Source organism: Xanthomonas sp. WHRI 7064, from assembly GCF_040202355.2.
Lineage (GTDB): Bacteria > Pseudomonadota > Gammaproteobacteria > Xanthomonadales > Xanthomonadaceae > Xanthomonas > Xanthomonas arboricola.
In genome coordinates, this window is sequence record NZ_CP167821.1 from 158,776 (window position 1) to 179,826 (window position 21,051).

Genomic DNA, 21,051 nt, shown 5'->3' on the forward strand with positions numbered 1-21,051 from the left:
CCACCAACGGCGCCGCCGCTGCCCCGCGCGCAGGCTCAGCGCGGGCGTTGGCTTCAACCTGGCTTGGTCAAGGACGCGATACAGGGCGAGACGAAAAGGTTGCCGCGGTAGGCACCGGCCACCGTCTTGGAAAAGACGAGCCCCCACATGACCGCCAGCAACAACACCAGCGCCGTGCCCAGGCCTTGGAAAAACACCAGATGCAGGCTCGCTCCCAGGCGCAAGGTCGTTACCGCATACACCCCGAGCGGGAAGGTGAAACCCCACCAGCCGAGGTTGAAAGGAATGCCTTTCCTGACGTAGCGCGCGGTGATGAGCACCGCCAATGCCATCCACCACATGCCCAGCCCCCAGAGCAGCAAGCCGCTGATAAGGCCAAGGCCGGCTGCCATGCTTCCGGCGTCACGCAATCCCTGCGCGGCAAAGATCGCCGGCGCATCGGCGCCGAGCACCAGCATGCCCAGCGCGCCGGTCCCGATGGGTCCCAACGACAACCAGCTGGATGCGGCCATGCTTTCGTGCGGAAGCTTGTGCAGTGCCATGCGTAGCAACAGGATGACCAGGATGCTCAGCGCCACCGGCACCGAGTAGGCCCACAGCACGTAGCTGGTGATGAGTACCGTGTATTGGCCGGCCGTGTCGGCCAGATGCGGTGCCAACAAGCCACCGCTGGCTGCGGCGACCTCCGCAGCCACCACAGGCAGCAGCCAGACGGCGGTCATCTGGTCGATGCTGTGCTGCTGCCGGGTGAACATCATGAAAGGGATCAGCACCCCGCACGCCAGCGACATGGCCACGTCGATCCACCACAAGGTCTCGACTAGCGGCAGCACTCCGCTCCCCCAGCGCGGCAGGCCATACAGCACAAATCCGTTGACGATGGTCGCCAGGCCCATGGGAATGGTGCCGAAGAACATCGAGACGGTGGAATGGCCGAAGATCTGCTTGGCTTCGTCGAAAAACAGCATCCAGCGGCTGGCATACAGGACGCTGAACACGACGAACAGCGCGATGTTGAAGCACCACAGCAGTTCCCCAATGGTCTTAAGCCAGGGCGCTGCAAACGGCAGCTGTCCCAAGGCAAGCGCAAGAATCCCGGTGCCCATGGTGGCGGCAAACCAGTTCGGGGTGAATTGCCGGATGGCTTCCCTGGGAGTGGAGAGGGCCGCCAGGGGCCGGTGGTCGCCGACGATGGCGCTCAGTCTGCTTTCACGCATGGCAATGGGTCCGTTTGGCGATGCAGAGGCGATGGATCAAGTCTAGAGCGCGCCGGGTCATTCGGATAACGGGTAATATCGCTAACTGTTACCTGTCTGGAAGGTTACGCAGATGAGGCTGACCCTGCGTCACATGCAGATCTTTTGTGCCATCGCCGAAACCGGCAGCACCACCGGCGGCGGGGTGGCGATCTCGCTCTCGCAGTCGGCCACCAGCGCCTCGCTCAACGAGTTGGAGGGTGTGCTCGGAACGCGGTTGTTCGACCGTGTGGGCAAGCGGCTAGTCCTCAACACCGAAGGCCAGCTTCTGCTTCCGCAAGCCAGGCAATTGCTGGATGCGGCACAGCAGATCGAGGCGGCCTACCGGCCCGGTGCCGGCGACCGCAAGGCCCGCTTGCGGGTCGGATGCAGCACCACGATTGGCAACTACATCCTGCCGCGCCTGCTCGGAGCGCTGCGCAAGGCGGCCCCGTTGCTTCAGGTGGATGCCGACTTGGCCAACAGTGCCGCCATTGCGCGCAAGGTGGCCGATTTTCAACTCGACATGGGGCTGATCGAAGGACCGTGCCACCTTCCTGAGCTACAGGCCGAGCCCTGGCTGGTGGACGAGTTGCTGATCGTCGTAGGGGCCCGACATCCGCTGGCCCACGCGTCGAAAGTGACGAAGGCAGATCTTCGCCGGGCCGACTGGCTACTGCGCGAATCGGGCTCGGGTACCCGGGAGGAAGTGGAATTGCTGTTGTTGCGTCACCTGCATGATTTGTCGGAGACGCAGCAGGTGGGAAGTTCGGAGGCGATCAAGCACACATTGGCGCAAGGCATCGGCATCAGTTGCCTGTCCCGCTGGGTCGTGAGCGACCTGCTGGCGTCAGGACAACTGGTGGCACTCACCGGTGTGCTTCCCTCGCTGACACGACGCTTCTTCCTCATCCGCCACCGCGAAAAGTTCGTCTCCCAGAGCCTGGACGCGTTCGGGAGGGCGTGCCGGAACTTCAAAGACGACGCGGGCGCAGCGACGCACCACGGTTGACCGCACCACTGCCAAGCCGATCGGAGCGCCAAGCGCCCGGTGACCGTGCAGTTCATCGAATGTGACCAACGCGAAGCTCAAGCTTGTGCTTCTTCCATCCCACGCGTCACCCGGCTCAACGCATCGCTGCTGATCTCGGCAATCGAATGGGTGCCGGTCAGGGTCATCGCCACGCGCATCTCGCGCTCGATCAGGGTCAGCAGATTCTCCACGCCGGCCTGGCCGTTGGCCGCCAGCGCATAGACGAACGCGCGCCCCAGCAGCACCGCATCGGCGCCCAGCGCCAGCATGCGCACCACATCCAGGCCGCTGCGGATGCCGGAATCAGCCAGGATCTTCAGCTGCCCCTTCACCGCATCGGCAATGGCCGGCAATGCGCGCGCGCTGGACAGCACGCCGTCGAGCTGGCGGCCGCCATGGTTGGACACCACGATGCCGTCGGCGCCGAAGCGCACCGCATCGCGCGCATCGTCCGGGTCCAGGATGCCCTTGATCACCATCGGCCCGGTCCAGAACTCGCGGATCCATTCCAGGTCTTTCCAGGCGATGGACGGGTCGAAGTTGGCGCCCAGCCAGCCGATGTAGTCCTGCAGGCCGGTCGGGCTGCCGCGGTAGGTCGAGATATTGCCCAGATCGTGCGGGCGACCCAGCAAGCCCACGTCCCAGGCCCAGCGCGGATGCGTCACCGCCTGCAGCATGCGCCGCAGCGACGCATTGGGCCCGCTCATGCCCGAGTGCGCATCGCGGTAGCGCGCGCCCGGCGTGGGCATGTCCACGGTGAACACCAGCGTGGTCACCCCGGCCGCCTTGGCGCGCTCCAGCGCGTTGCGCATGAAGCCGCGATCCTTGAGCACGTACAGCTGGAACCACATCGGCCGCGTGATCGCCGGCGCCACTTCCTCGATCGGGCACACCGACACCGTGGACAACGTAAACGGGATCCCGCGTGCGGCCGCCGCGCGCGCGGCCTGCACTTCGCCGCGCCGCGCATACATGCCGGTCAGCCCGACCGGCGCCAACGCCACCGGCATCGCCAGCGTCTCGCCGAACAGCTCGGTGCCCAGGCTCAGGTCCGACATGTTGCGCAGCACCCGCTGGCGCAGCGCGATATCGGCCAGATCCGCGACATTGCGCCGCAAGGTGTGCTCGGCGTACGCCCCGCCATCGATGTAGTGGAACAGGAACGGCGGCAGGCGCGCCTGCGCGGCGGCACGGTAGTCGGAAGCGGCGGAAATGATCATCGAAGACGAACGGCAGCGGCGGGGTAGCCGCTGAGTGTAAGACCATCGGTGTGGCCGGTGGACCGCTGCGCGATCTGCACGTTGCGCAAGCCGCGCGCGATGTGCGCGGCGTTTCGTCGGACGTACAGGCGGTTTGGTCGCATCGCGCTGGCATCCGAAGCGATGGATCGCAAGACTGCCTGCGCTGCTGCAGCGGGGTCGCCGCTTACCGCCGCCCATGGTGGGCATCTGCAGCAACCACATCACGGACGGAGGGCGCCATGCGTGCAGGCACAGCAGCGGGATGGACGGTAACGGTCGGGCTGGCGATCGGTGTGCTTTGCAGTGGTCAGGCGTGGGCGGGCGGGCCGGTCAGCCGCCCGCGCCGGACGCCATCACACGCACACTGCAGCAACACATGGACGCCGCCGGCGTCGTCGGCCTGGGCGCGGCGATCATCCGCGACCGCAAGGTGGTCTGGACTGGCGGCGTCGGTTTTGCCGACCGCGCACGCGGCACGCCGTTCACGCCCGACACCGTCATGAACATCGGCTCGATCAGCAAGACCGTGACCGGCGTGGCGCTGATGCAGGCGGTGCAGGACGGCAAGCTGGCGCTGGATGCGGACATCAACACCTATCTGCCGTTTGCCGTGCGCAATCCGCAGTTTCCCCAGGTGCCGATCACCCTGCGGCAATTGGCCACGCACACCTCCAGCCTGACCGACCGCTGGGAGGTCTACCGCGACACCTATCGCTGGCAAGGCCTGCCGGTCGCGCCGTTGGGCGACTTCTTGCGCGGCTATCTGGCGCCCGGCGGGCGCGACTACCAGGCGCAGAACTATCTGCAGGTCAAACCCGGCACGCATCGCGAATACTCCAACATCGGTGCCGGCCTGGTGGGCTACATCGTCGCGCGTGCGGTGGGCCAGTCGCTGGAGCGCTATACGCACACGCGCATCTTCGCGCCACTGGGCATGCAGCACACTGCCTGGCATGCGGCCGATCTGCCGGTCGCCGCGCAGGCCACGCTGTATGTGAGCCAGTTCGGTGTGAGCGTGCCGATCCCGCCGTACGAACTCACCACCTACCCTGACGGCGGCGTGCGCACCAGCGTCAACGACCTTTCCAGGCTGTTCATCGCCCTGCTCGATGGCGGGCAGTACCAGGGCGTGCGCATCCTGGACGCCACCACCACCGCGCAGATGCTGCGTTTCCAGTACACCGCCGCCAACAAGCCCGACAATGCCGCGTTGCACGAGAAGAACTCCGGCATCTTCTGGTCCACCAAGTACAACGTCACCCGCATTGGCCACGGCGGCTCGGACCCGGGCGTGCACACCGAGATGCTGTCGGACCTGGCGCACGACAATGCGGTGGTGCTGATCAGCAACACCTCCCTGGACAGCAGTGATGCGAGGGTCAATGCGCAGCTGTTCGACGATCTGTGGGCGTATGCATTGGAGCTCAGGCAGCAGGCGGCGCCCGCTGCCGGCCACGCGACGGCAGTGCAAGCGCTACCGCGACGCTGACTCACCCGGCAGCCGCAAAATGCCCATGAAAACCCAGCGGCAATGCATACGGCAGCCAGGCTTCGGCGATCGGTCCCGCATCGATGTGGCGCGCGTCCAGCACCATCAGCCCGCTGCGTGCGCGCGCTGTGTCCAGCACGGTGCCGACCAGCCAGCCGTCATCGGGACGCTGGCTGCCGGGTCTGGGCACGAACACGTGTTCCTCGGCCAGCACCTCCGGGCCGTAGCGGTGCACCTGGCGGCGGTCGCGCTCCAGGTCGTAGCCGGCAACCGCATTGAGAAACGGCGAGGTATTCGGCCCGTCGATGCACGGTGCGTACAGCCGGGCACCGCGCGTGCCGGGTGTGCGGCGGTCGAACAACGGCAGCTCCAGGTTGTCCACCGGGTGCGCCTGCCAGTGCGCGCTGCCGGTCGCCAGATCCAGATGCAGGCTGCGCAGCTGCACCGCGGCCGGCTGCGCATGCGCATCGCCGAGCATGGCCGCGCGCATCGGCGAACGTGCTTCTTCCGGATCGGTATGCACCACCGCGCGCGCCACGATGCGGTTGCGGTGTTCGTAGGCATCGGCAAAGTGATAGGCCACTGCGAAGTCGGCCTCGAACCAGCGCGGTTGGTCCAGCGCGTCCTTGGGCACCACCGCAATCCGGCACGGCGCGTCCGGGGTGAAACGCAGCTGTTCGAAGAACGCACCATCGCCATCGAGTCGCCGGTACGGCGCCAGCACGAAGATCAGATGGCGCTGCGTCATCGCAAAGCTGTGCAGGTAGCCGGGCGCATCGGTGTGCATCAGCTGCACGTTGCGCAGCGTCGCATCGGCGCCCAACTGCCAGATCACCACCCCGGTCGAGCCGATCACGCCGATCGAGCCGAAATTCCAGGCGCTGCCGTCGTCATCGATCAACGGATGCGCCGAGAACGGCATCGCCGCCAGATCGTCGCGCCAGGTCACCGGGCCAAGCGTGTCCAACGCATCCGGATCCAGTTCGATCGCCGAGCCGGCCTCCCATAACGCGAACAGGCGCCCATTGAGCATCGCCACCGAGGTATTGGCGGTGTTGACGTCGTCGTTGTTGCGGCCCGGCTGCATGTCTGGCACCGAGGTGCCGGCAGCGCGATAGAGAAAGCGACCGGCCTGCTGCTCCCGGGTGAACTTGTGCGTGGCCACCATGCGCGCCTGGTGCTGCACCTGCGCCCCGCCCAACCGCCAGCGGTGCACCATGCCGTCGCCGTCGAACCAGTGCGCGTAGCGGAATCCCGCGCGCTCGGTCCAGGCCGGGCCGTTGCGATACAGGCTGCCGGCCAGCCCATCGGGCAGCGTGCCGCGCAGTGTCGCCATGGTTGGAGCAAAGCTTGGGCTGGTGACGCTGCGCCAGCCCAGCAGCCACGGAGTGCGTTGCAATTGCGCATGAAACGCCGCCGCTTCTGCGGCCTGGGCCGGCAGGCTGCGCACAGCCCAGCTACCGAGTGCGGCGCTGCCGGTGGCGGCCAGCAAGGACTGCAGAAAGCGACGGCGGTGCATGGCGGTTCTCCTTGCGCGTGCCGGCGTCAGCGCATCTGCACGCTGATGCGTTTGCCGGCAGCCGGCAGCTCGAAGACGATCTCATCAAAGCTGGGTTTGCGCATGCCGGTCGGGTTGTTGCTGAAGCCGTAGCCTTCCACCGGCATGCCGATCAGGTTGGTGTCCAACTTGCCGTTGCTGTTTTCGTCGTGATTGATCATCACCGCGTAGCGCCCCGGGGCAAGGTTCTTGAACTGGATCTGCGGCGTGGTGCTGGTGATCGGCACCGTCTGCGCCTGCACAGGCGGCTGTGCGCCATCCAGCTGCGCGGGCGCGGCGATCACCGCAACGCGCAACTTGCCTTGCTGCGAACGCAGGCCGCTGACCCCCACGTCCAGATCGGCGGCGTTGGCGGCAGCGCTGCCAAGCAGTCCGGCGAGGGCGACAACGGCATAAGTGCGGGCAAGCATGCAACTCTCCTGGCAACGATGGGGATGCGGCGCGTGGAGCTCGATGGTACGCAGCGCACCAGCCTGGCTGCGGTGGCGGCCGTCGCACATCGACCGATGCACGCCGACGCCAGACAGTGCGGCACTGCGCGCACGTGCATGCAGCACATGCCGAACCGGTGTACGAGCGCGCGAAGCGCTGCTGCGTGCCATCCGCGCCTGCCGACCTCACCACACCAGCGGCAGCAGGCGCCGGCTCTGCGCGGCATAGGCCGGGTAGGCAACCGGAAACGCACGCCGCAATGCGGCCTCTTCGATCCGGATGCGGTGCAGAAACGCCAACGTCACCGGCACCACGATCGCCGCCACCGACAACGCATTGCCCATGCCCAGCGCCAGCCCGTAGAACGCCATCAGCGCGCCGGTATAGGACGGGTGACGCAGCCAGCGGTATGGGCCGCTGCGTACCAGTTGGTGGTCTGACTGGATGGTCACATCCACCGTGAACCAGCGTGCCAGCACCTGGATGGCCCATACGCGCAACGCCAGCCCACTGACGATCAGGGCGCAGCCGGCCCACTGCAGCGGTGCGTACCAGCCCTGCGGCCAGCGCGCCAGCCCGCTATAGGCCAGCGCCACCGCAATGGCTACCGCCACAGACAGCACCCGCCACAGCTGCTGCAGCGTGCCCTGGTCGTGCGCGCCGCCATCGTTGGCGCGGCGACGGCGGCTGAGCAGCATTTCATAGCCCCCCCAGACCAGAGTGAGGGCGAGAAACAGACTGGAAGCAGACATGGTGTGACTCCGTGGCGATGGGGTGGCGGGGTGATGCCAGTGTGCGCACGCGCTGCGCACGGCACAGGGGCCGCAGGTCATCGATCGCACCTGCCGGAAGTCACTTTCTGCACGCGCACCATTGCCGAGCGGCCACGCGGCGGTCAGCATCGCCACATGCATTCTTCCCTGAGTCATCTCTCGCATCCGCTGCGGCTGGCCGGTGCGTTCACCATTGCGGCGGTGGCGTTGTCGTTCATGCCCGATGCGTCACCACAGGGCGCCTGGCGCTGGGGCGTGCTGGCCGGCTTCACCGCCTTGTTCCTGCTGCACACCGTGTTGCCGTCGCTGCACGCCTTGCGCACTGTCGCCACACTGCTGCAGGCGGTCCTGGCCTTGCTGCTGGTGTGGATGGAGCCGCGTGCCGGCACCGCCCCGGTGCTGCTGGTCATGCTGGTGGCGCAGGCGGGCATGACCTGGCCACCGGTGCGCGTGCTGTTGCTGGCGCTCGCATTGAACGCGGGCATGTATGCGCTGCTGGTGCAGGCCGGGTTCGAGCGCCCGTGGTTGATCGTCGGCATCTACGCCGGTTTCCAGGCCTTCGCCGCGCTGACCGCGCATTACGCGCGCAGCGCCGAGCGTGCGCGCGATGCGCTGGCCTACGTCAATGCCGACCTGCTGGCCACCCGCGCGCTGCTGGCCGACAGCGCGCGCGATGCCGAGCGCCTGCGCCTGGCGCGCGAGCTGCACGACGTGGCCGGGCACAAGCTCACCGCCATGCGCATCAACCTGCGCCTGCTCGGCGCCGACCCGGCGTTGGCGCGGCGCGAAGAGGTCGCGGTGGTGGAGCAGCTGTCGGCCGAACTGCTGTCGGACATCCGCAACGTGGTGCAGTCGCTGCGCGACGATCAGGGCCTGGACCTGCAGACCGCCTTGCGCGCGCTGGCCGCACCGTTCCCGCGCCCGGCGCTACGCCTGCAGATCGACCCGGCCGTGCGCATCACCGATGCCCGCGTGGCCGAACTGCTATTGCGGCTGGTGCAGGAGGCGCTGACCAACGCGGTGCGGCATGCCGACGCCAACGAGGTCGCGGTGCACCTGCACTGCGCGGGCGCGCAGCTGCAGGTGGACATCTGCGACGATGGCCGCCGGGCCGAGCGCATCCGCGAAGGCAACGGCATCACCGGCATGCGCGAACGCCTGGCCGCCCTGCACGGGCAGCTTGAGCTTGGCCGCACGCCCACTGGCGGCATGCACCTGATGGCGAGGCTACCGGCATGAGTGCACATCGCATCGCGCTGGCCGACGACCAGATCCTGGTCCGCGCCGGCCTGCGCGCGCTGTTGCAGCAACAGGGCGTGGAGGTGGTCTGCGAGGCCGACGACGGCCAGGGCCTGCTGGACGCGCTGGTCAGCACCACCGTGGACGTGGTGCTCAGCGACATCCGCATGCCCGGCGTGGACGGCATCCAGGCGCTGCAGCAACTGCGCGCCCGTGGCGACCGCACCCCGGTGCTGCTGCTGACCACCTTCGACGACAGCGACCTGCTGCTGCGCGCCACCGAGGCCGGCGCGCAGGGCTTCCTGCTCAAGGACGCCGCCCCGGAAGACCTGCGCGAGGCGATCGAGCGGGTCGCCCACGGCGAGACCCTGCTGCAGCCGGTCAGCACCGACCCGGTGCGGGCGCGCTACCAGTTCCGCGACCAGCAGCCCCCGCGCGAGACCTTCAGCGAGCGCGAGGTGGCGATCCTGCGCCTGCTGGCCGGCGGCTATTCCAACAAGGAGATCGCCCGCACCCTGTTCCTGGCCGAAGGCACGGTGAAGAACTACGTCTCCACCATCCTGGAAAAGCTCGGCACCCGCGACCGCACAAGGGCGGTGTTGAAGGCGATCACGTTGCGGGTGATTTGAGGGCGGGGATTGGGGAGTCGGGATTGGGGATTGGTCAGAGCGGACTCAAGAATCGGGAATCGGGAATCGGGAATCGCAGGAGCGGGGGTTGGGGGTTGGGGTGAGGGTACAGGGGGCGAAGCCGCTCCTGGAATGAGATGCCAGGAGGCTTCGCCCGTGCCCTCATCCGCCCCTGCGGGGCACCTTTCTCCCGCAGGGAGAAGGAAAAGCCGGCGGTCAGCCCGGAGCGCTTGGCGTCTGCCCCTCGCTGACCGAGCTCGCTGTTGTTGGTGCTGGCGTTGGCCCATTCCTCCCAGTCGAAGGGCGGTCCTCCCAGCCGAAGGGCGGTGGCTCTAGAGCGCTGCCACTGCCGCATGCGGGAGCTGGCGCAACGCTCGGACACATCGCCACCATGGATGACGCGATCTCACCGGATTGCATGGCATTGTTTCATAAGGGATTTCCCGGATTCGGCAGGGTTGGGCAACAACCGTAAGGTTGCCGTCAGGTCGTGTGGGCGGCCAGGCGGGAAGGTCGTCCGGCGGCCACCGAGGTCGCTCGGGGACGCGCCGCGCTCCGGTCCGCTGCGGAGTCCGTCATGCGCCTGGTCCGGTATCTGTTCGTGTTGATCGTCGTGCTGTCCACCAGCGCCTGGGCGGCGCCTACCCAGGCCGACTTGCCGATCGCCTGGGTCCAGGCCGCGCTGCATACCCAGCCGCCAACCGAGCGCGACCTGCGTGTCGGCGTGGCGCTTTGCGACCTGACCGCGCAGGGCGCGGCGGCACGAACCTGCGACAGCTTGTCCGCCCAGACCGACCAGGGCGGTTGCAGCCCGGGCCCGGCCTGTCGGGCATGGGCAGGGCGTGGCGTTGGCAGCACCCATCGCATCGCTGCCGGCACGCCCGGCGCGTGGTCTAGCCGCGGCCAGTTCAAGGTGGCTTTCAGCAACGGCTCCGAGCGCGATGACCGGCGGCACCCGGTGGCGCCGCACTGCACTACCGGCCTGGCGGACGCGCCGGCCGGCATCCAGCCGCGCGCGCGGGACTGCGTGGGATAAGTAAGAACGTCGCCAGGCGACGCGGGCGACACCGCGGCAGGCCTGCCTGCCGCCATCTACGGTTGGCCGGAGCGCCCGGCAACGCGCTCGCCAGCCAGCTCGCAGCGAGATATATCGCGACCGCCAGGAGTCTCCTCCGTGGCAACTGGTCCAGTGTGCAGGTCGACCTTAGGTACCTGCGGCAGTGGCTTGGCCATCGCTGGCCCAAGTCCCGCGCATGCGCACGCTGTGCCTCGGCAACACACCGCAGCAACACACCGCCTGGCGGCGAGCCGCCAGACGGTGGTCGACGCAGGGCTTACGGCCGGGGCGGGGTTTCCTGCGGGTTGATCTGCGGATCGTTGCCCACCTGGGGGTCACAGCTGAACCAGGTCTTCTTGTCCTTCCGGCTTTCGTCCTCGACGATGATGGTCAGGAAGATCAGGGTCGGGACGCTATTGGCGTTGGTGACCTGCACGCTGCGGCCGTCGGGGCTGATCGTGGGTTGCCCGATCTGTTTCAAGGCATCGGAACTCAGCAGGCTCCTGATCTTGAAATGCCGGGGGACGACGTCTTCATCGAAGTAATAGTGCAGCGTCGATGCCTTGTCGTGCTTGTCCACAATCAGCAGGTCCGGGGCGAAGCTGTAGAAATACTCGCCGGCACCGGTGTTGCCGCCGAATCCCACCCGCGCCACCGTGAGCTTGATCTTGAAGTCCGTCATGAGCTGTCCTGTTCCTTGAAAAGCGGGGCATAGAGGGAGACGAATCCCGGGTGGCGGTAGCCCGCGTGATACAGCCATCCGAGCTGTTGCGTAACGGCGCTGCGCTGGCCCAGATGCACCTGTGCGCGAATCCAGGGGTCCAGCAGGTTCTTGTCGCGGCTGTTGCCGATGTCCTTGCCCAACACCGCCACCGCGCGCTGCCACGCCGCGCGTGCGCCGGCCGCGTCGCCGGCGGCGGCCTGTTGTTCGCCCTGCCAGACCAGCGCCTGGGCCAGCGCGGCCAGACCGAGCAGATCGTCGGGCCTGGCGCGGTGCAGGGCATCCAGTTGCGCAACGATCGGCGCCAGGCCATCGGCGTGGGTGCCCGCGCGCGCGCGCTGCACGCGCTCAAGGCGCAGCGCGATGATGGCATCCAGCCACTGCCACTCCGGCAGCGGTTGTGCCTGTGTCAGCAACCCGGCCATGGTCTGGCGGGCGCGCTCGAGGTGCCGCACCGCCAGTTCGGGCTGCCCGTCCAGCGCGGCCATCCAGCCGATCTGGGCGTCGGCATGCGCCAGATCGCGGCGCCAGGCGACATTGTCCGGCTGCAAGGCCACCAGCGCCTGCAGCATGCGCAGGCTGTCCTGCGCATCGGTCTGCGCCTGGTGCAGCTGGCCGCGCGCCAGTGCCAGGTTGGAGACGCGGATCAGCGAGCCGGCCAGACGCCTGCGCCAGGCATGCGCGTCGGGATCGTGGTCGACCAGCACACGCAGCATGGCGATCTGCTCGCGGTAACCCTGCTCGGCGGGGGCCAGCGAGCCCTGCATTTCCTGCGTCAGGCTCAGCCAGGACAGGCTGTCCACCAGCTCGTAGCGCAGCGCCGCGTTGTCCGGTGTGCGCGCCAGCAACTGGCGCTTGAGGGCGATCGAGCGTGCAAACAAGCCGATCGCCGCGCCGGTCCGGCCCTGTTCCTTGGCCAGCGTGCCGAGGTTGTTGAGGGCGTAAGACAGTTCCAGTTGCCAGTGCGGATCCTGCGGCGCGGCGCGCACCAGCTGTTCGCAGGCGGCCAGGTACTGCGACCAGTAGCGTTGCGCCACGGGCAACTGCTTGCTCCGGTAGGCAAGATCGCCCAGCCAATACGCGGTCTGCCCGGTTTCGGCGTGCGCCTCCAGGGACGCCGGTGCACGCGCACGCGCCTGCTCGGCAGTGACGGCGGCACGCGTAAATGCCGCCTGCGCCTCGTCCAGCTTGCCCTGGTTCATCAGCACCTCGCCGGTGGTGCGCAGCGCACGGGCGTGGTTGATCAGATCGCCTGGCTGCATGCTCGCGCTGGGCAGGTCTTCCAGATAGCGCAGCGCGCGGCTGCCCACGCTGTCGAGTAGCTTGAGGTTGCCCACCGTGCGCAACTGCTCGGCCAGGTCGCCGAGCATGTAGCTCACCAGTTGCTGGGCCTGGTCGCGCCGTTGTTCGGCCACCTGCTGCGCTTGCCGCGCCTGCCAGCCCAGCAGCATCGAGGCGCTTGCCAGCACCACCAGCAAGGTCGCCGCCGCTGCATACAGGCCGCGGCGGCGCCGTTGCGAGCGCTCGCAGGCATGCAGGAACGCGTGATCCAGCGCATCCAGATCCTGCGGCATGCGCCGCGCCGCCTCGCGCGCTTCGCTCAACGGGCGCCCGCTGTTGAGCAGGTGATCGCTGCGCCGGCCTTCGGCAGCCCAGCGCTGTGCGGCCAACTGCAGCCGCTTGCGCGCCTGCAGCAGACGGCGGTTTTCGTGGATCCACTCGGCCGCGCGCGGCCATTGCCGCAGCAAGGCTTCGTGCGCGACCGCAAACCCCGGCTCGCCGGCCACCAGCTCGCTGACGAACAGGCGCGCCTGCACGAAGGCATCCACCAGCACGCGCGCTGCGCCATGCGCCGGCAGCGCCGACCACAGCGCACGCCGCGCGGTCACCGCATCGCTGTCGGGATGGATCACGCTCAGCAAGCTCAGCACCCGGCCCAGCGCCGCCTGTGCGGCAGCCGGCAGGGCACGGAAGGTGTGTTCGGCATGGTGCGCCAATGCGCCTTCCAGCCCGCCCAATGCACGGTAAGCGGCAAAGGTCAGCAGGCCGTCGTCGCTGCGTTGCGCGTGCAAGGCATGCAGCAGATGCTGCAGCAACGGCAGGGCATCGGGCTGGCGCGCGGTGGCATCGCGCAGCACATCGTCCAGCCGGCTGGCGCTGTCGCGGTCCTCTTCGAAGCGCAGCCCGGCCATGGCCGCCGGCACGCGGATGATCTGGCCGATCTCGCCATCGCGCGGCGCCAGCAGATCCACGTGCCCGTCGCCGCGTTTGAGTTCGACGATCTGCGGCAAGGCGTCGATCAGGCGCGGGTAGAAATCGCTGCGGGTGAGCATCAGCACCGCCACCTGCGCGCTGCTGCACAGCGCCTGCAAGGCCGCGGCCAGTGCGGCGCGGTCGGCATCGGTGATCCCGGGCGTGGCCACCAGCGCTTCTGCGTGGTCGATCACCAGCAGCAGATGGCGCTGGGTCTGCGCGCTGTCGCGCGCTGGTGCGCGTTGACGCATCGCCTCGCCAATGGCCGCATGCAGCGGGGCAGGGCGCTGAAGCCACTCGGGCAACGCCGCCATCTGCGCCGGCGAAAACACCGCGCGCCCGCCCGCTTCCCAGTCGCCGAGTGCGCGCGCCAACGTGTCGAGCACATCGCCGCCACGACATTGCGCCAGGTTGCAGTACGCCACCGCAATGGCTTCCAGCCCATCCAGCCCGCCGGGCTGCGCCAGCAACGGCACCACGCCGGCGCGCAGCAACGAGGTCTTGCCGCAGCCGCTGGCACCGCTCACCAGTACCAGCCCGCGCTGGCTGTGCAATTGCGCGCGCATCGCGCCCAGCACCTGCGCAATCGCATGGCTGCGGCCGAAGAAGACCTCGGCATGAGCGGGATCGAACGCCTGCAGCCCCACGTACGGGCTGCCGTGTCCCCACACCTGCGTGCCCATCACCGCACCGCGATAATCGTCGGGAAACACCACCTTGGGCAGCAGCCGGTACCCGCGCTTGCGGATGGTTTCGATGTAGCGTGGTTGGCGGCTGTCGTCGCCCAGCTTGCGACGCAGTTGGGCGATGGTCTTGTGCACCGGGTTGTCGCCGTAGAAGCTGCCGTGCCACACCTCGATCAGCAACTGCTCGGCGCTGACCACCTCGCCGGCGCGTTCGGCCAGCGCGATCAGCACTTCCATCATGCGCGGTTCCAGCGCGATGGTCTGGCCGTCGTCGATCAGCGCAAGCCGTTCCGGCTCGACCAGCAAGGGCCCAAGCCGAAACCGCGGGACCGAGCCAAGCTGCGTGACGCGCTCGCTTCGAAGAGACATTCGCTCGGATACCGGTCGCACGGTGGGAGGAGCCTCGACGATCGCCATCAGGCGCGGCCAGGCACGGCACGGCAGGCGCAAAAGTAGCACAGGCGCTGACGCAGGAAATCGATGGTGATCGCCGTTCGTTCGCGTCCGTGCGCGGAAGATGCATGCCCGGTCGTGCGGCATGCCTGGCGCTGCAAGCGGGCTTCACGCAGCGCCATACAGCGGCGTGTGGTGTGCCTCAGGCTGTTTCGCCAGCAGGCCAGCGATTAAGATGCCGCCAGCATCTTGCTGACCAGGAGTCCACGTTGATCATCCATCCCAAAGTGCGCGGCTTCATCTGCACCACCACGCATCCGCTTGGCTGCGAGCGCAATGTGCTCGAGCAGATCGCGGCCACGCGCGCGCGCGGCGTCCGCAACGACGGCCCGAAGAAGGTGCTGGTGATCGGCGCATCCAGCGGCTACGGCCTAGCCTCGCGCATCACCGCCGCGTTCGGCTTCGGTGCCGACACGCTGGGCGTGTTCTTCGAAAAACCCGGCAGCCCCAGCAAGGCCGGCACCGCCGGCTGGTACAACTCCGCCGCGTTCGACAAGCACGCCAAGGCCGCGGGCCTGTACAGCAAGTCGATCAATGGCGATGCGTTTTCCGATGCCGCACGCGAGAAGGTCATCGAGCTGATCAAGACCGAGATGGGCGGCCAGGTCGACCTGGTGGTGTATTCGCTGGCCTCGCCGGTGCGCAAGCTGCCGGGCACGGGTGAAGTGAAGCGCTCGGCGCTCAAGCCAATCGGCAACACCTACACCGCCACCGCCATCGACACCAACAAGGACACCATCATCCAGGCCTCGATCGAGCCGGCCAGCGCGCAGGAGATCGAAGACACTGTCACCGTGATGGGCGGGCAGGACTGGGAGCTGTGGATCGACGCGCTGGAAGGCGCCGGTGTGCTCGCCGACGGCGCGCGCAGCGTGGCCTTCAGCTATATCGGTACCGAGATCACCTGGCCGATCTACTGGCACGGCGCGCTGGGCAAGGCCAAGGTCGACCTGGACCACACCGCGCAGCGGTTGAACGCGCGCCTGGCCAAGCGCGGCGGCAGCGCCAACGTGGCGGTGCTCAAGTCGGTGGTCACCCAGGCCAGCGCGGCGATCCCGGTGATGCCGCTGTATATCTCCATGGTCTACAAGATCATGAAGGAAAAGGGCCTGCACGAAGGCACCATCGAGCAGCTCGACCGCCTGTTCCGCGAGCGCCTGTACCGCGAAGACGGCCAGCCCGCCGAGGTGGACACCGAAAACCGCCTGCGCCTGGACGACTGGGAACTGCGCGACGACGTGCAGGACGCCTGCAAGGCGCTCTGGCCGCAGGTCACCACCGAGAACCTGTTCCAGCTCACCGACTACGCCGGCTACAAGCACGAATTCCTCAAGCTGTTCGGCTTCGAGCGCGACGATGTGGACTACGACGCCGATGTGGAGACGGACGTGAAGTTCGACTGCATCGAGCTGAGCTGAGAGCAGGGATTCGGGAATCGGGATTTGGGATTTGCAAGCGCGGTGGGTGGCTGCATCGTTGATCTTCGCTGGATCCAAATGCGTTGCGGCAAGGACAATCGGCAATCGATGCCGGTTGCCCTTGCTGTTACGAATCCCCACTCCCCAATCCCAAATCCCCGCCCCCAATGGACAAACTGATCGCCTTTCTGGTGCTGGCCGTTGTGGTCAGCGTGGCCTGTGCCGTGTTGCTGCGCTTCGTCAGGTTGCACTGGTCATTGAAGGCGATCGCCAATCTGTTGATCACCACGGCCGTCGTCTGCGCCGTGGTGATGCAGGACGGCTCTGCACCGCCCTGGAACCACGCCTTGCTGATCACGCTGTTCTTCAGCGTCCCGGCGTCGCTGTGTGTGGTGCTGCTGAGCGCAGGCTTCAAATGGATCGCCAACAAACGCCGCAGCCGTGCGCCCGCCTGAAACGTGTGAGCGCAGCGAACAACACCTAGCAAGCACCTGCCCGCCGCCCACGGGCGCATCAGCCCTCAGCGCACCGCGCTCCGTTAGCAACAAGCCTGGACAGAGCGCCGAAAGCCAGCGCTCTTAAGCTCTTACGATTCCCCAATCCCGATTCCCGATTCCCAGCGCGTCAGCGCCGCACATCAAACCGCGCATCCCCCACGCAGGCCTGCACATCAGCCACCGACAGCGGATTGAAATCGCCGGGAATCGAGTGCTTCAGGCAGCCGGCCGCCAGGCCGAAGCGCACCGTGTCGTCCAGCGACCAGCCTTCGATCAGGCCGTGCAGCACGCCGGCGGCAAACGCGTCGCCACCACCGATGCGGTCGATGATCGGGCTCAGTTCCTCGCTGGGCGCGCGCGCCACCGCGCCACTGCGTGGCACCAGCAGCGCGCCCAGGCTGTGGTGGTCCACGTTATGCGCCACGCGCTGCGTGCAGGCCATCAGCTGCAGCTGCGGGAATGCGGCAAAGGCCTGCTGCGCGGCCGCTTCCACGCGCGCTTCCAGCGTCTCCTGCGGGAACTCGCCGCCCAGCACCACGCCGATGTCGCGGTAGTCGGCAAACACCACGTCCGCACAGGCGAACAGCTGGTGCAGGATGCCGCGCGCATCGCCCTGCCAGCGTTGCCATAGCTTGGGCCGGTAATTGCCGTCGAACGAGACCTTGACCCCGGCCGCACGCGCCGCGCGTGCCGCCGCCAGCGTGGCCTGCGCCACGTCCGCACCCAGTGCCGGGCTGACCCCGGACAGATGCAGCCACTGCACCCCGTCCAGCAGGGCCGGCCAGTCGTAGGCGTCGGCCGGGGCCAGCGCAAACGCCGAGTCGGCGCGGTCGTAGACCACTTCGCTGGGGCGGTGGATCGCGCCGGTGGTCAGGAAGTACAGCCCCATGCGCCCATCCACCCGCCGCACATGTCGCGTGTCCACGTCGTGGCGGCGCAACTCGCCCAGCACCGCCGCACCCAGCGGGTTGTCCGCCACCGTGCTGACCATGGCCACGTCATGGCCGAAATGCGCCAGCGACACGCCGACATTGGCCTCGGCCCCGCCGCAATGCACGTCCAGCCGCGGTTGCTGCAGCAGCAGCTCGTGACCAGGCGCCCCCAGGCGCAGCAACAACTCTCCAAAGCACAGGATACGGGCACGACTCATGCGGCAATTACCTCGGCTGTGTGGTGCGTCACGGTGTGGGGGAACCGTCGCGCGTCAGGATGACCATCGGTGTCATTCTAGCCGGCGCCAAACGCGCCGGGCGAGGCCCATGATGCGACGCGCAGTGACCGCTTGCACCCCTTTTGGGCAAATTTGGTGACGTTTTCTGCTGCGCTGCAAGATGTTACGGGAGGATTCAGCTGGTAACGTCGTTTTGACCAGCGGTGTCATTGCCGCTCACAACCAGACTTTCATGTTGTTCATGGACCCTTGGGAGGGGAGGACATGCAATTTCGGACCACCAGCCGGAAGACACCGGTTACCTTGCTGGCGTTGTCGATCGGCCTTGCGCTGAGCGGCCACCTGGCAGCACAAGAAACCACCCAAGCGCCCGCAGAACCGGCCGTCGACCTGGACACCGTCACGGTGACCGGCTATCGCGCCTCGGTGGAAAAGGCCCTGGACATCAAGCGCGGCGAAGCCGGCGTGGTCGATGCAATTGTCGCCGAGGACATCGGCAAGTTCCCCGACCTCAACCTGGCCGAGTCGCTGCAGCGCATCCCCGGCGTGGTGATCACCCGTGAGGCCGGCGAAGGCCGCGCCATCTCGGTGCGTGGCCTGGGCCCGGAGTTCACCCGGGTGCGCATCAACGGCATGGAAGCGCTCACCACTGTGGGCGCCGGCGACCAGAGCGGCGGCACCAACCGCGGCCGCGGCTTCGACTTCAACGTGTTCGCCTCGGACCTGTTCTCGCAGCTGATCGCGCGCAAGACCGCCTCGGCCGATGTGGAAGAAGGCTCGCTCGGCGCCACCGTCGACCTGCGCACCGCGCGTCCGTTCGACTACAACGGCTTCACCTTCGCCGCCAGCGGCCAGGCCGCCTACAACGCCATGGCCGAGAAGGCCAACCCGCGCGTGGCCGCGCTTATCGCCAACACCTGGGCCGACAACACCTTCGGCGCCCTGCTGTCGGTGGCCTACACCGAGCGCGAGGTGCTGGAAGAAGGCGCCAACACCGGCCGCTGGGCCAACGGCCCCAGCAACGGCAACTTCAGCCCCGCCTCGCCATACGCCGCGGCGCGCTCGGCCGATGTCTACCACCCGCGCTTCCCGCGCTACACCCAGCAGATCCACGACCAGGAACGCCTGGGCGTCACCGGCTCGCTGCAGTGGAAGCCCACCGACCGCACCACGCTGTCGCTGGACGCGCTGTATTCCAAGATCGACGCCAAGCGCGACGAGCACTATATCGAAGCGATCTCCTTCAGCCGCAACCGCGACGGGCTCACCCCGCGCCGGCCGGAGCGCGACGGCAAGCCGGGCACCATCGTGCGCAACGGCGAGATCCGCAACAACGCGCTGGTCTATGGCGAGTTCGACAATGTCGATATCCGCTCGGAAAACCGCCACGACGAGTGGAACACCAAGTTCACCCAGGTCAGCCTGGACCTGGAGCACCGCTTCAACGACGACTTCAGCATCAATGCCCGGGTCGGCACCTCGCGCTCTGCGCACGAGAACCCGGTGCAGACCACCATCATCATGGACAAGTACGACGTCGACGGGTACAGCTACGACTACCGTGGCAACAGCCGCGCGCCGGTGCTGAACTACGGCATCGACCCTACCAACCCCGCCGGTTGGGAACTGGCCGAAATCCGCCTGCGTCCGCAGTCGGTGGACAACGACTTCGACACCGGCCAGATCGACTTCAACTGGAACATCAGCCCCGGCTTCCGCCTCAAGGGCGGCGTGCTGGCCAAGAACTACAGCTTCAGCACCGTCGAGCTGCGCCGCGCCAACGAACTGTCCGTGCCAACCTTCGCCAACGGCAGCACCATCGTGCCGGCCGACCTGACCGAACAGGCCGGGCTCAAGGGCATCAACGGCAGCCCGTCCAGCTGGGTGGTGCCCAACCTGGATGCGGTGGCCGACCTATTCGGCATCTACAGCAACAGCGGCACCTTCGCCGTGGCGCCGCGCGTCAACAACAGCCGCAGCGTCGAGGAAAAGGACCGCGGCGTGTGGTTGATGGGCGAGTTCTCCACCGACCTGGGCTCCATCCCGCTGTCGGGCAACTTCGGCGTGCGCTATGTGCGCACCGAGCAGGAGTCCACCGGCTATGCGCTGATCAACAACGCACCGGCGTTGACCACCGTGGGCCGCAAGTACAACAACACGCTGCCCTCGTTCAACCTGGTCGCCGAGCTGGCACCGGACCTGCTGCTGCGCCTGGGCGCGGCCAAGGTCATGAGCCGCCCCGGCCTGGGCAGCCTCACCCCCGGCGTGACCGTGGCGGTGGCCGGTGGTGCGCGCACCGTGGCCGGCGGCAACCCGGACCTGGACCCGATCGAAGCCACCAATGTCGACCTTGGCCTGGAGTGGTACTTCAACGAAGGCGCCATGCTCGGTGTCGGCCTGTTCTACAAGGACATCGAGAGCTTCATCCAGACCGCGCGCGAAGTGCGTCCGTACTCCAGCAGCGGCCTGCCGGCCTCGTTGCTGGAGGGCACCGGCGCCACCATCAACGACGACTTCGCCTTCAGCATCCCGCTCAATACCCCGGGCGGCGAATTGAAGGGCGTAGAAGCCAACTACACCCAGCCCTTCACCTTCCTGCCGGGCAAGTGGGCCAACCTGGGCGTGCAGCTCAACTACACCTGGGTCGATTCGCAGATCCAGTACCTGGCCAGCAGCGGCGCACCGGTGATGAAGAACGACCTGCTCGGGCTGTCGCGCTCGTCGTGGAATGCCACGCTGTTCTACGAAGGCGACTCCTTCGCCGGGCGCGTGTCGGCCACCAACCGCGACGACTACCTCACCCAGGCACCGGGTGCGGAAACCGGCTTCAACGTCGACGGCGTGCACGGCATGACCGGCACCACCATCCTCGACGCCTCGCTGCGCTACAAGATCAGCAAGCAGCTGGAGCTGAGCCTGGAAGGCATCAACCTCACCAACGAAGCCTCCGACGAATGGGTGTCCTCGCCGCGCACCGGCCAGCTGCCGCTGCAGTACGCCGAAACCGGCCGCCAGTACCTGCTGGGCCTGCGCTACAAGTTCTGACCCGCTGTCTGCCCGCTGCGCACACGCGCAGCGGGCCCCGATCCGACGCCTGATCGCTGCGCATGCGTTGCCGTTGCTGCACGCATGCAACGCGGTGGGCGTGATGTTGGAAGCGTCAGGC

At 67.5% G+C, this 21,051-nt stretch carries 16 protein-coding genes; 8 read left to right on the forward strand and 8 right to left on the reverse strand.

The window, feature by feature from the left end:
• Positions 1–53 precede the first annotated feature (53 nt).
• On the reverse strand, positions 54–1,217 hold the full coding sequence (locus ABQY74_RS00665) for a TDT family transporter (protein WP_349792891.1): 1,164 nt from the start codon (positions 1,215–1,217) through the stop codon (positions 54–56).
• A gap of 112 nt (positions 1,218–1,329) precedes the next feature.
• On the opposite strand from ABQY74_RS00665, the gene ABQY74_RS00670 reads away from it, so the two are divergent.
• Entirely contained in the window at positions 1,330–2,247 is a 918-nt protein-coding gene (locus ABQY74_RS00670; protein ID WP_349792894.1) for a LysR family transcriptional regulator, read from the forward strand.
• 77 nt (positions 2,248–2,324) lie between these two features.
• On the opposite strand, the gene lldD is transcribed toward ABQY74_RS00670, so the two are convergent.
• Positions 2,325–3,488 (reverse strand): FMN-dependent L-lactate dehydrogenase LldD, encoded by a 1,164-nt coding sequence (gene lldD, locus ABQY74_RS00675; RefSeq protein WP_349792896.1) that lies wholly within the window; start codon positions 3,486–3,488, stop codon positions 2,325–2,327.
• Positions 3,489–3,885: 397 nt separating this feature from the next.
• On the opposite strand from lldD, the gene ABQY74_RS00680 reads away from it, so the two are divergent.
• On the forward strand, positions 3,886–4,998 hold the full coding sequence (locus tag ABQY74_RS00680) for a serine hydrolase domain-containing protein (RefSeq protein ID WP_349792898.1): 1,113 nt from the start codon (positions 3,886–3,888) through the stop codon (positions 4,996–4,998).
• Position 4,999: 1 nt separating this feature from the next.
• On the opposite strand, the gene ABQY74_RS00685 is transcribed toward ABQY74_RS00680, so the two are convergent.
• The 3 genes from ABQY74_RS00685 to ABQY74_RS00695 form a co-directional block, all read right to left on the reverse strand.
• Positions 5,000–6,517 carry a carotenoid oxygenase family protein gene (locus tag ABQY74_RS00685; protein ID WP_349792900.1) on the reverse strand — a complete coding sequence of 506 codons (1,518 nt, stop codon included), beginning with the start codon at positions 6,515–6,517 and terminating at the stop codon, positions 5,000–5,002.
• A 26-nt stretch (positions 6,518–6,543) separates the two neighbouring features.
• Complete coding sequence (locus ABQY74_RS00690) at positions 6,544–6,966, reverse strand: DUF2141 domain-containing protein (protein WP_238150248.1); 423 nt, start codon at positions 6,964–6,966, stop codon at positions 6,544–6,546.
• A gap of 207 nt (positions 6,967–7,173) precedes the next feature.
• Positions 7,174–7,740, reverse strand: coding sequence for a PEMT/PEM2 methyltransferase family protein (locus ABQY74_RS00695; protein WP_349792902.1), 567 nt, complete (start codon positions 7,738–7,740; stop codon positions 7,174–7,176).
• Positions 7,741–7,773: 33 nt separating this feature from the next.
• On the opposite strand from ABQY74_RS00695, the gene ABQY74_RS00700 reads away from it, so the two are divergent.
• The 3 genes from ABQY74_RS00700 to ABQY74_RS00710 all read left to right on the forward strand — a co-directional run bounded on the left by ABQY74_RS00700 (position 7,774) and on the right by ABQY74_RS00710 (position 10,665).
• The gene (locus ABQY74_RS00700) at positions 7,774–9,000 is read left to right on the forward strand and encodes a sensor histidine kinase (protein WP_349793133.1); all 1,227 of its coding nucleotides are present in this window, start codon (positions 7,774–7,776) and stop codon (positions 8,998–9,000) included.
• Positions 8,997–9,629 carry a response regulator transcription factor gene (locus ABQY74_RS00705; RefSeq protein WP_024939865.1) on the forward strand — a complete coding sequence of 211 codons (633 nt, stop codon included), beginning with the start codon at positions 8,997–8,999 and terminating at the stop codon, positions 9,627–9,629. Before ABQY74_RS00700 ends, ABQY74_RS00705 begins: the two co-directional genes overlap by 4 nt.
• Before the next feature lie 577 nt (positions 9,630–10,206).
• A complete protein-coding gene (locus ABQY74_RS00710) occupies positions 10,207–10,665 on the forward strand; it encodes a hypothetical protein (protein ID WP_349792903.1) in 459 nt (152 codons plus the stop codon).
• Between the two features lie 298 nt (positions 10,666–10,963).
• On the opposite strand, the gene ABQY74_RS00715 is transcribed toward ABQY74_RS00710, so the two are convergent.
• On the reverse strand, positions 10,964–11,368 hold the full coding sequence (locus ABQY74_RS00715) for a hypothetical protein (RefSeq protein WP_024939867.1): 405 nt from the start codon (positions 11,366–11,368) through the stop codon (positions 10,964–10,966).
• Positions 11,365–14,715, reverse strand: a complete 3,351-nt coding sequence (locus ABQY74_RS00720; protein WP_349792904.1) for a winged helix-turn-helix domain-containing protein — start codon at positions 14,713–14,715, stop codon at positions 11,365–11,367. Before ABQY74_RS00720 ends, ABQY74_RS00715 begins: the two co-directional genes overlap by 4 nt.
• A 293-nt stretch (positions 14,716–15,008) precedes the next feature.
• Here ABQY74_RS00720 and fabV point away from each other — a divergent pair, with 293 nt between their 5' ends.
• Both fabV and ABQY74_RS00730 read left to right on the forward strand, forming a co-directional pair.
• A complete protein-coding gene (fabV, locus tag ABQY74_RS00725) occupies positions 15,009–16,217 on the forward strand; it encodes an enoyl-ACP reductase FabV (RefSeq protein ID WP_349792905.1) in 1,209 nt (402 codons plus the stop codon).
• A gap of 167 nt (positions 16,218–16,384) precedes the next feature.
• Positions 16,385–16,672: a hypothetical protein gene (locus tag ABQY74_RS00730; RefSeq protein WP_349792907.1), complete on the forward strand. Its 288-nt coding sequence runs from the start codon at positions 16,385–16,387 to the stop codon at positions 16,670–16,672.
• A gap of 169 nt (positions 16,673–16,841) precedes the next feature.
• Here the strand turns inward: ABQY74_RS00730 and ABQY74_RS00735 are convergent, their stop codons facing one another.
• Positions 16,842–17,864 carry a sugar kinase gene (locus ABQY74_RS00735; protein WP_039517872.1) on the reverse strand — a complete coding sequence of 341 codons (1,023 nt, stop codon included), beginning with the start codon at positions 17,862–17,864 and terminating at the stop codon, positions 16,842–16,844.
• Between the two features lie 285 nt (positions 17,865–18,149).
• On the opposite strand from ABQY74_RS00735, the gene ABQY74_RS00740 reads away from it, so the two are divergent.
• Complete coding sequence (locus ABQY74_RS00740; RefSeq protein ID WP_104596915.1) at positions 18,150–20,930, forward strand: TonB-dependent receptor; 2,781 nt, start codon at positions 18,150–18,152, stop codon at positions 20,928–20,930.
• Positions 20,931–21,051: the final 121 nt, after the last annotated feature.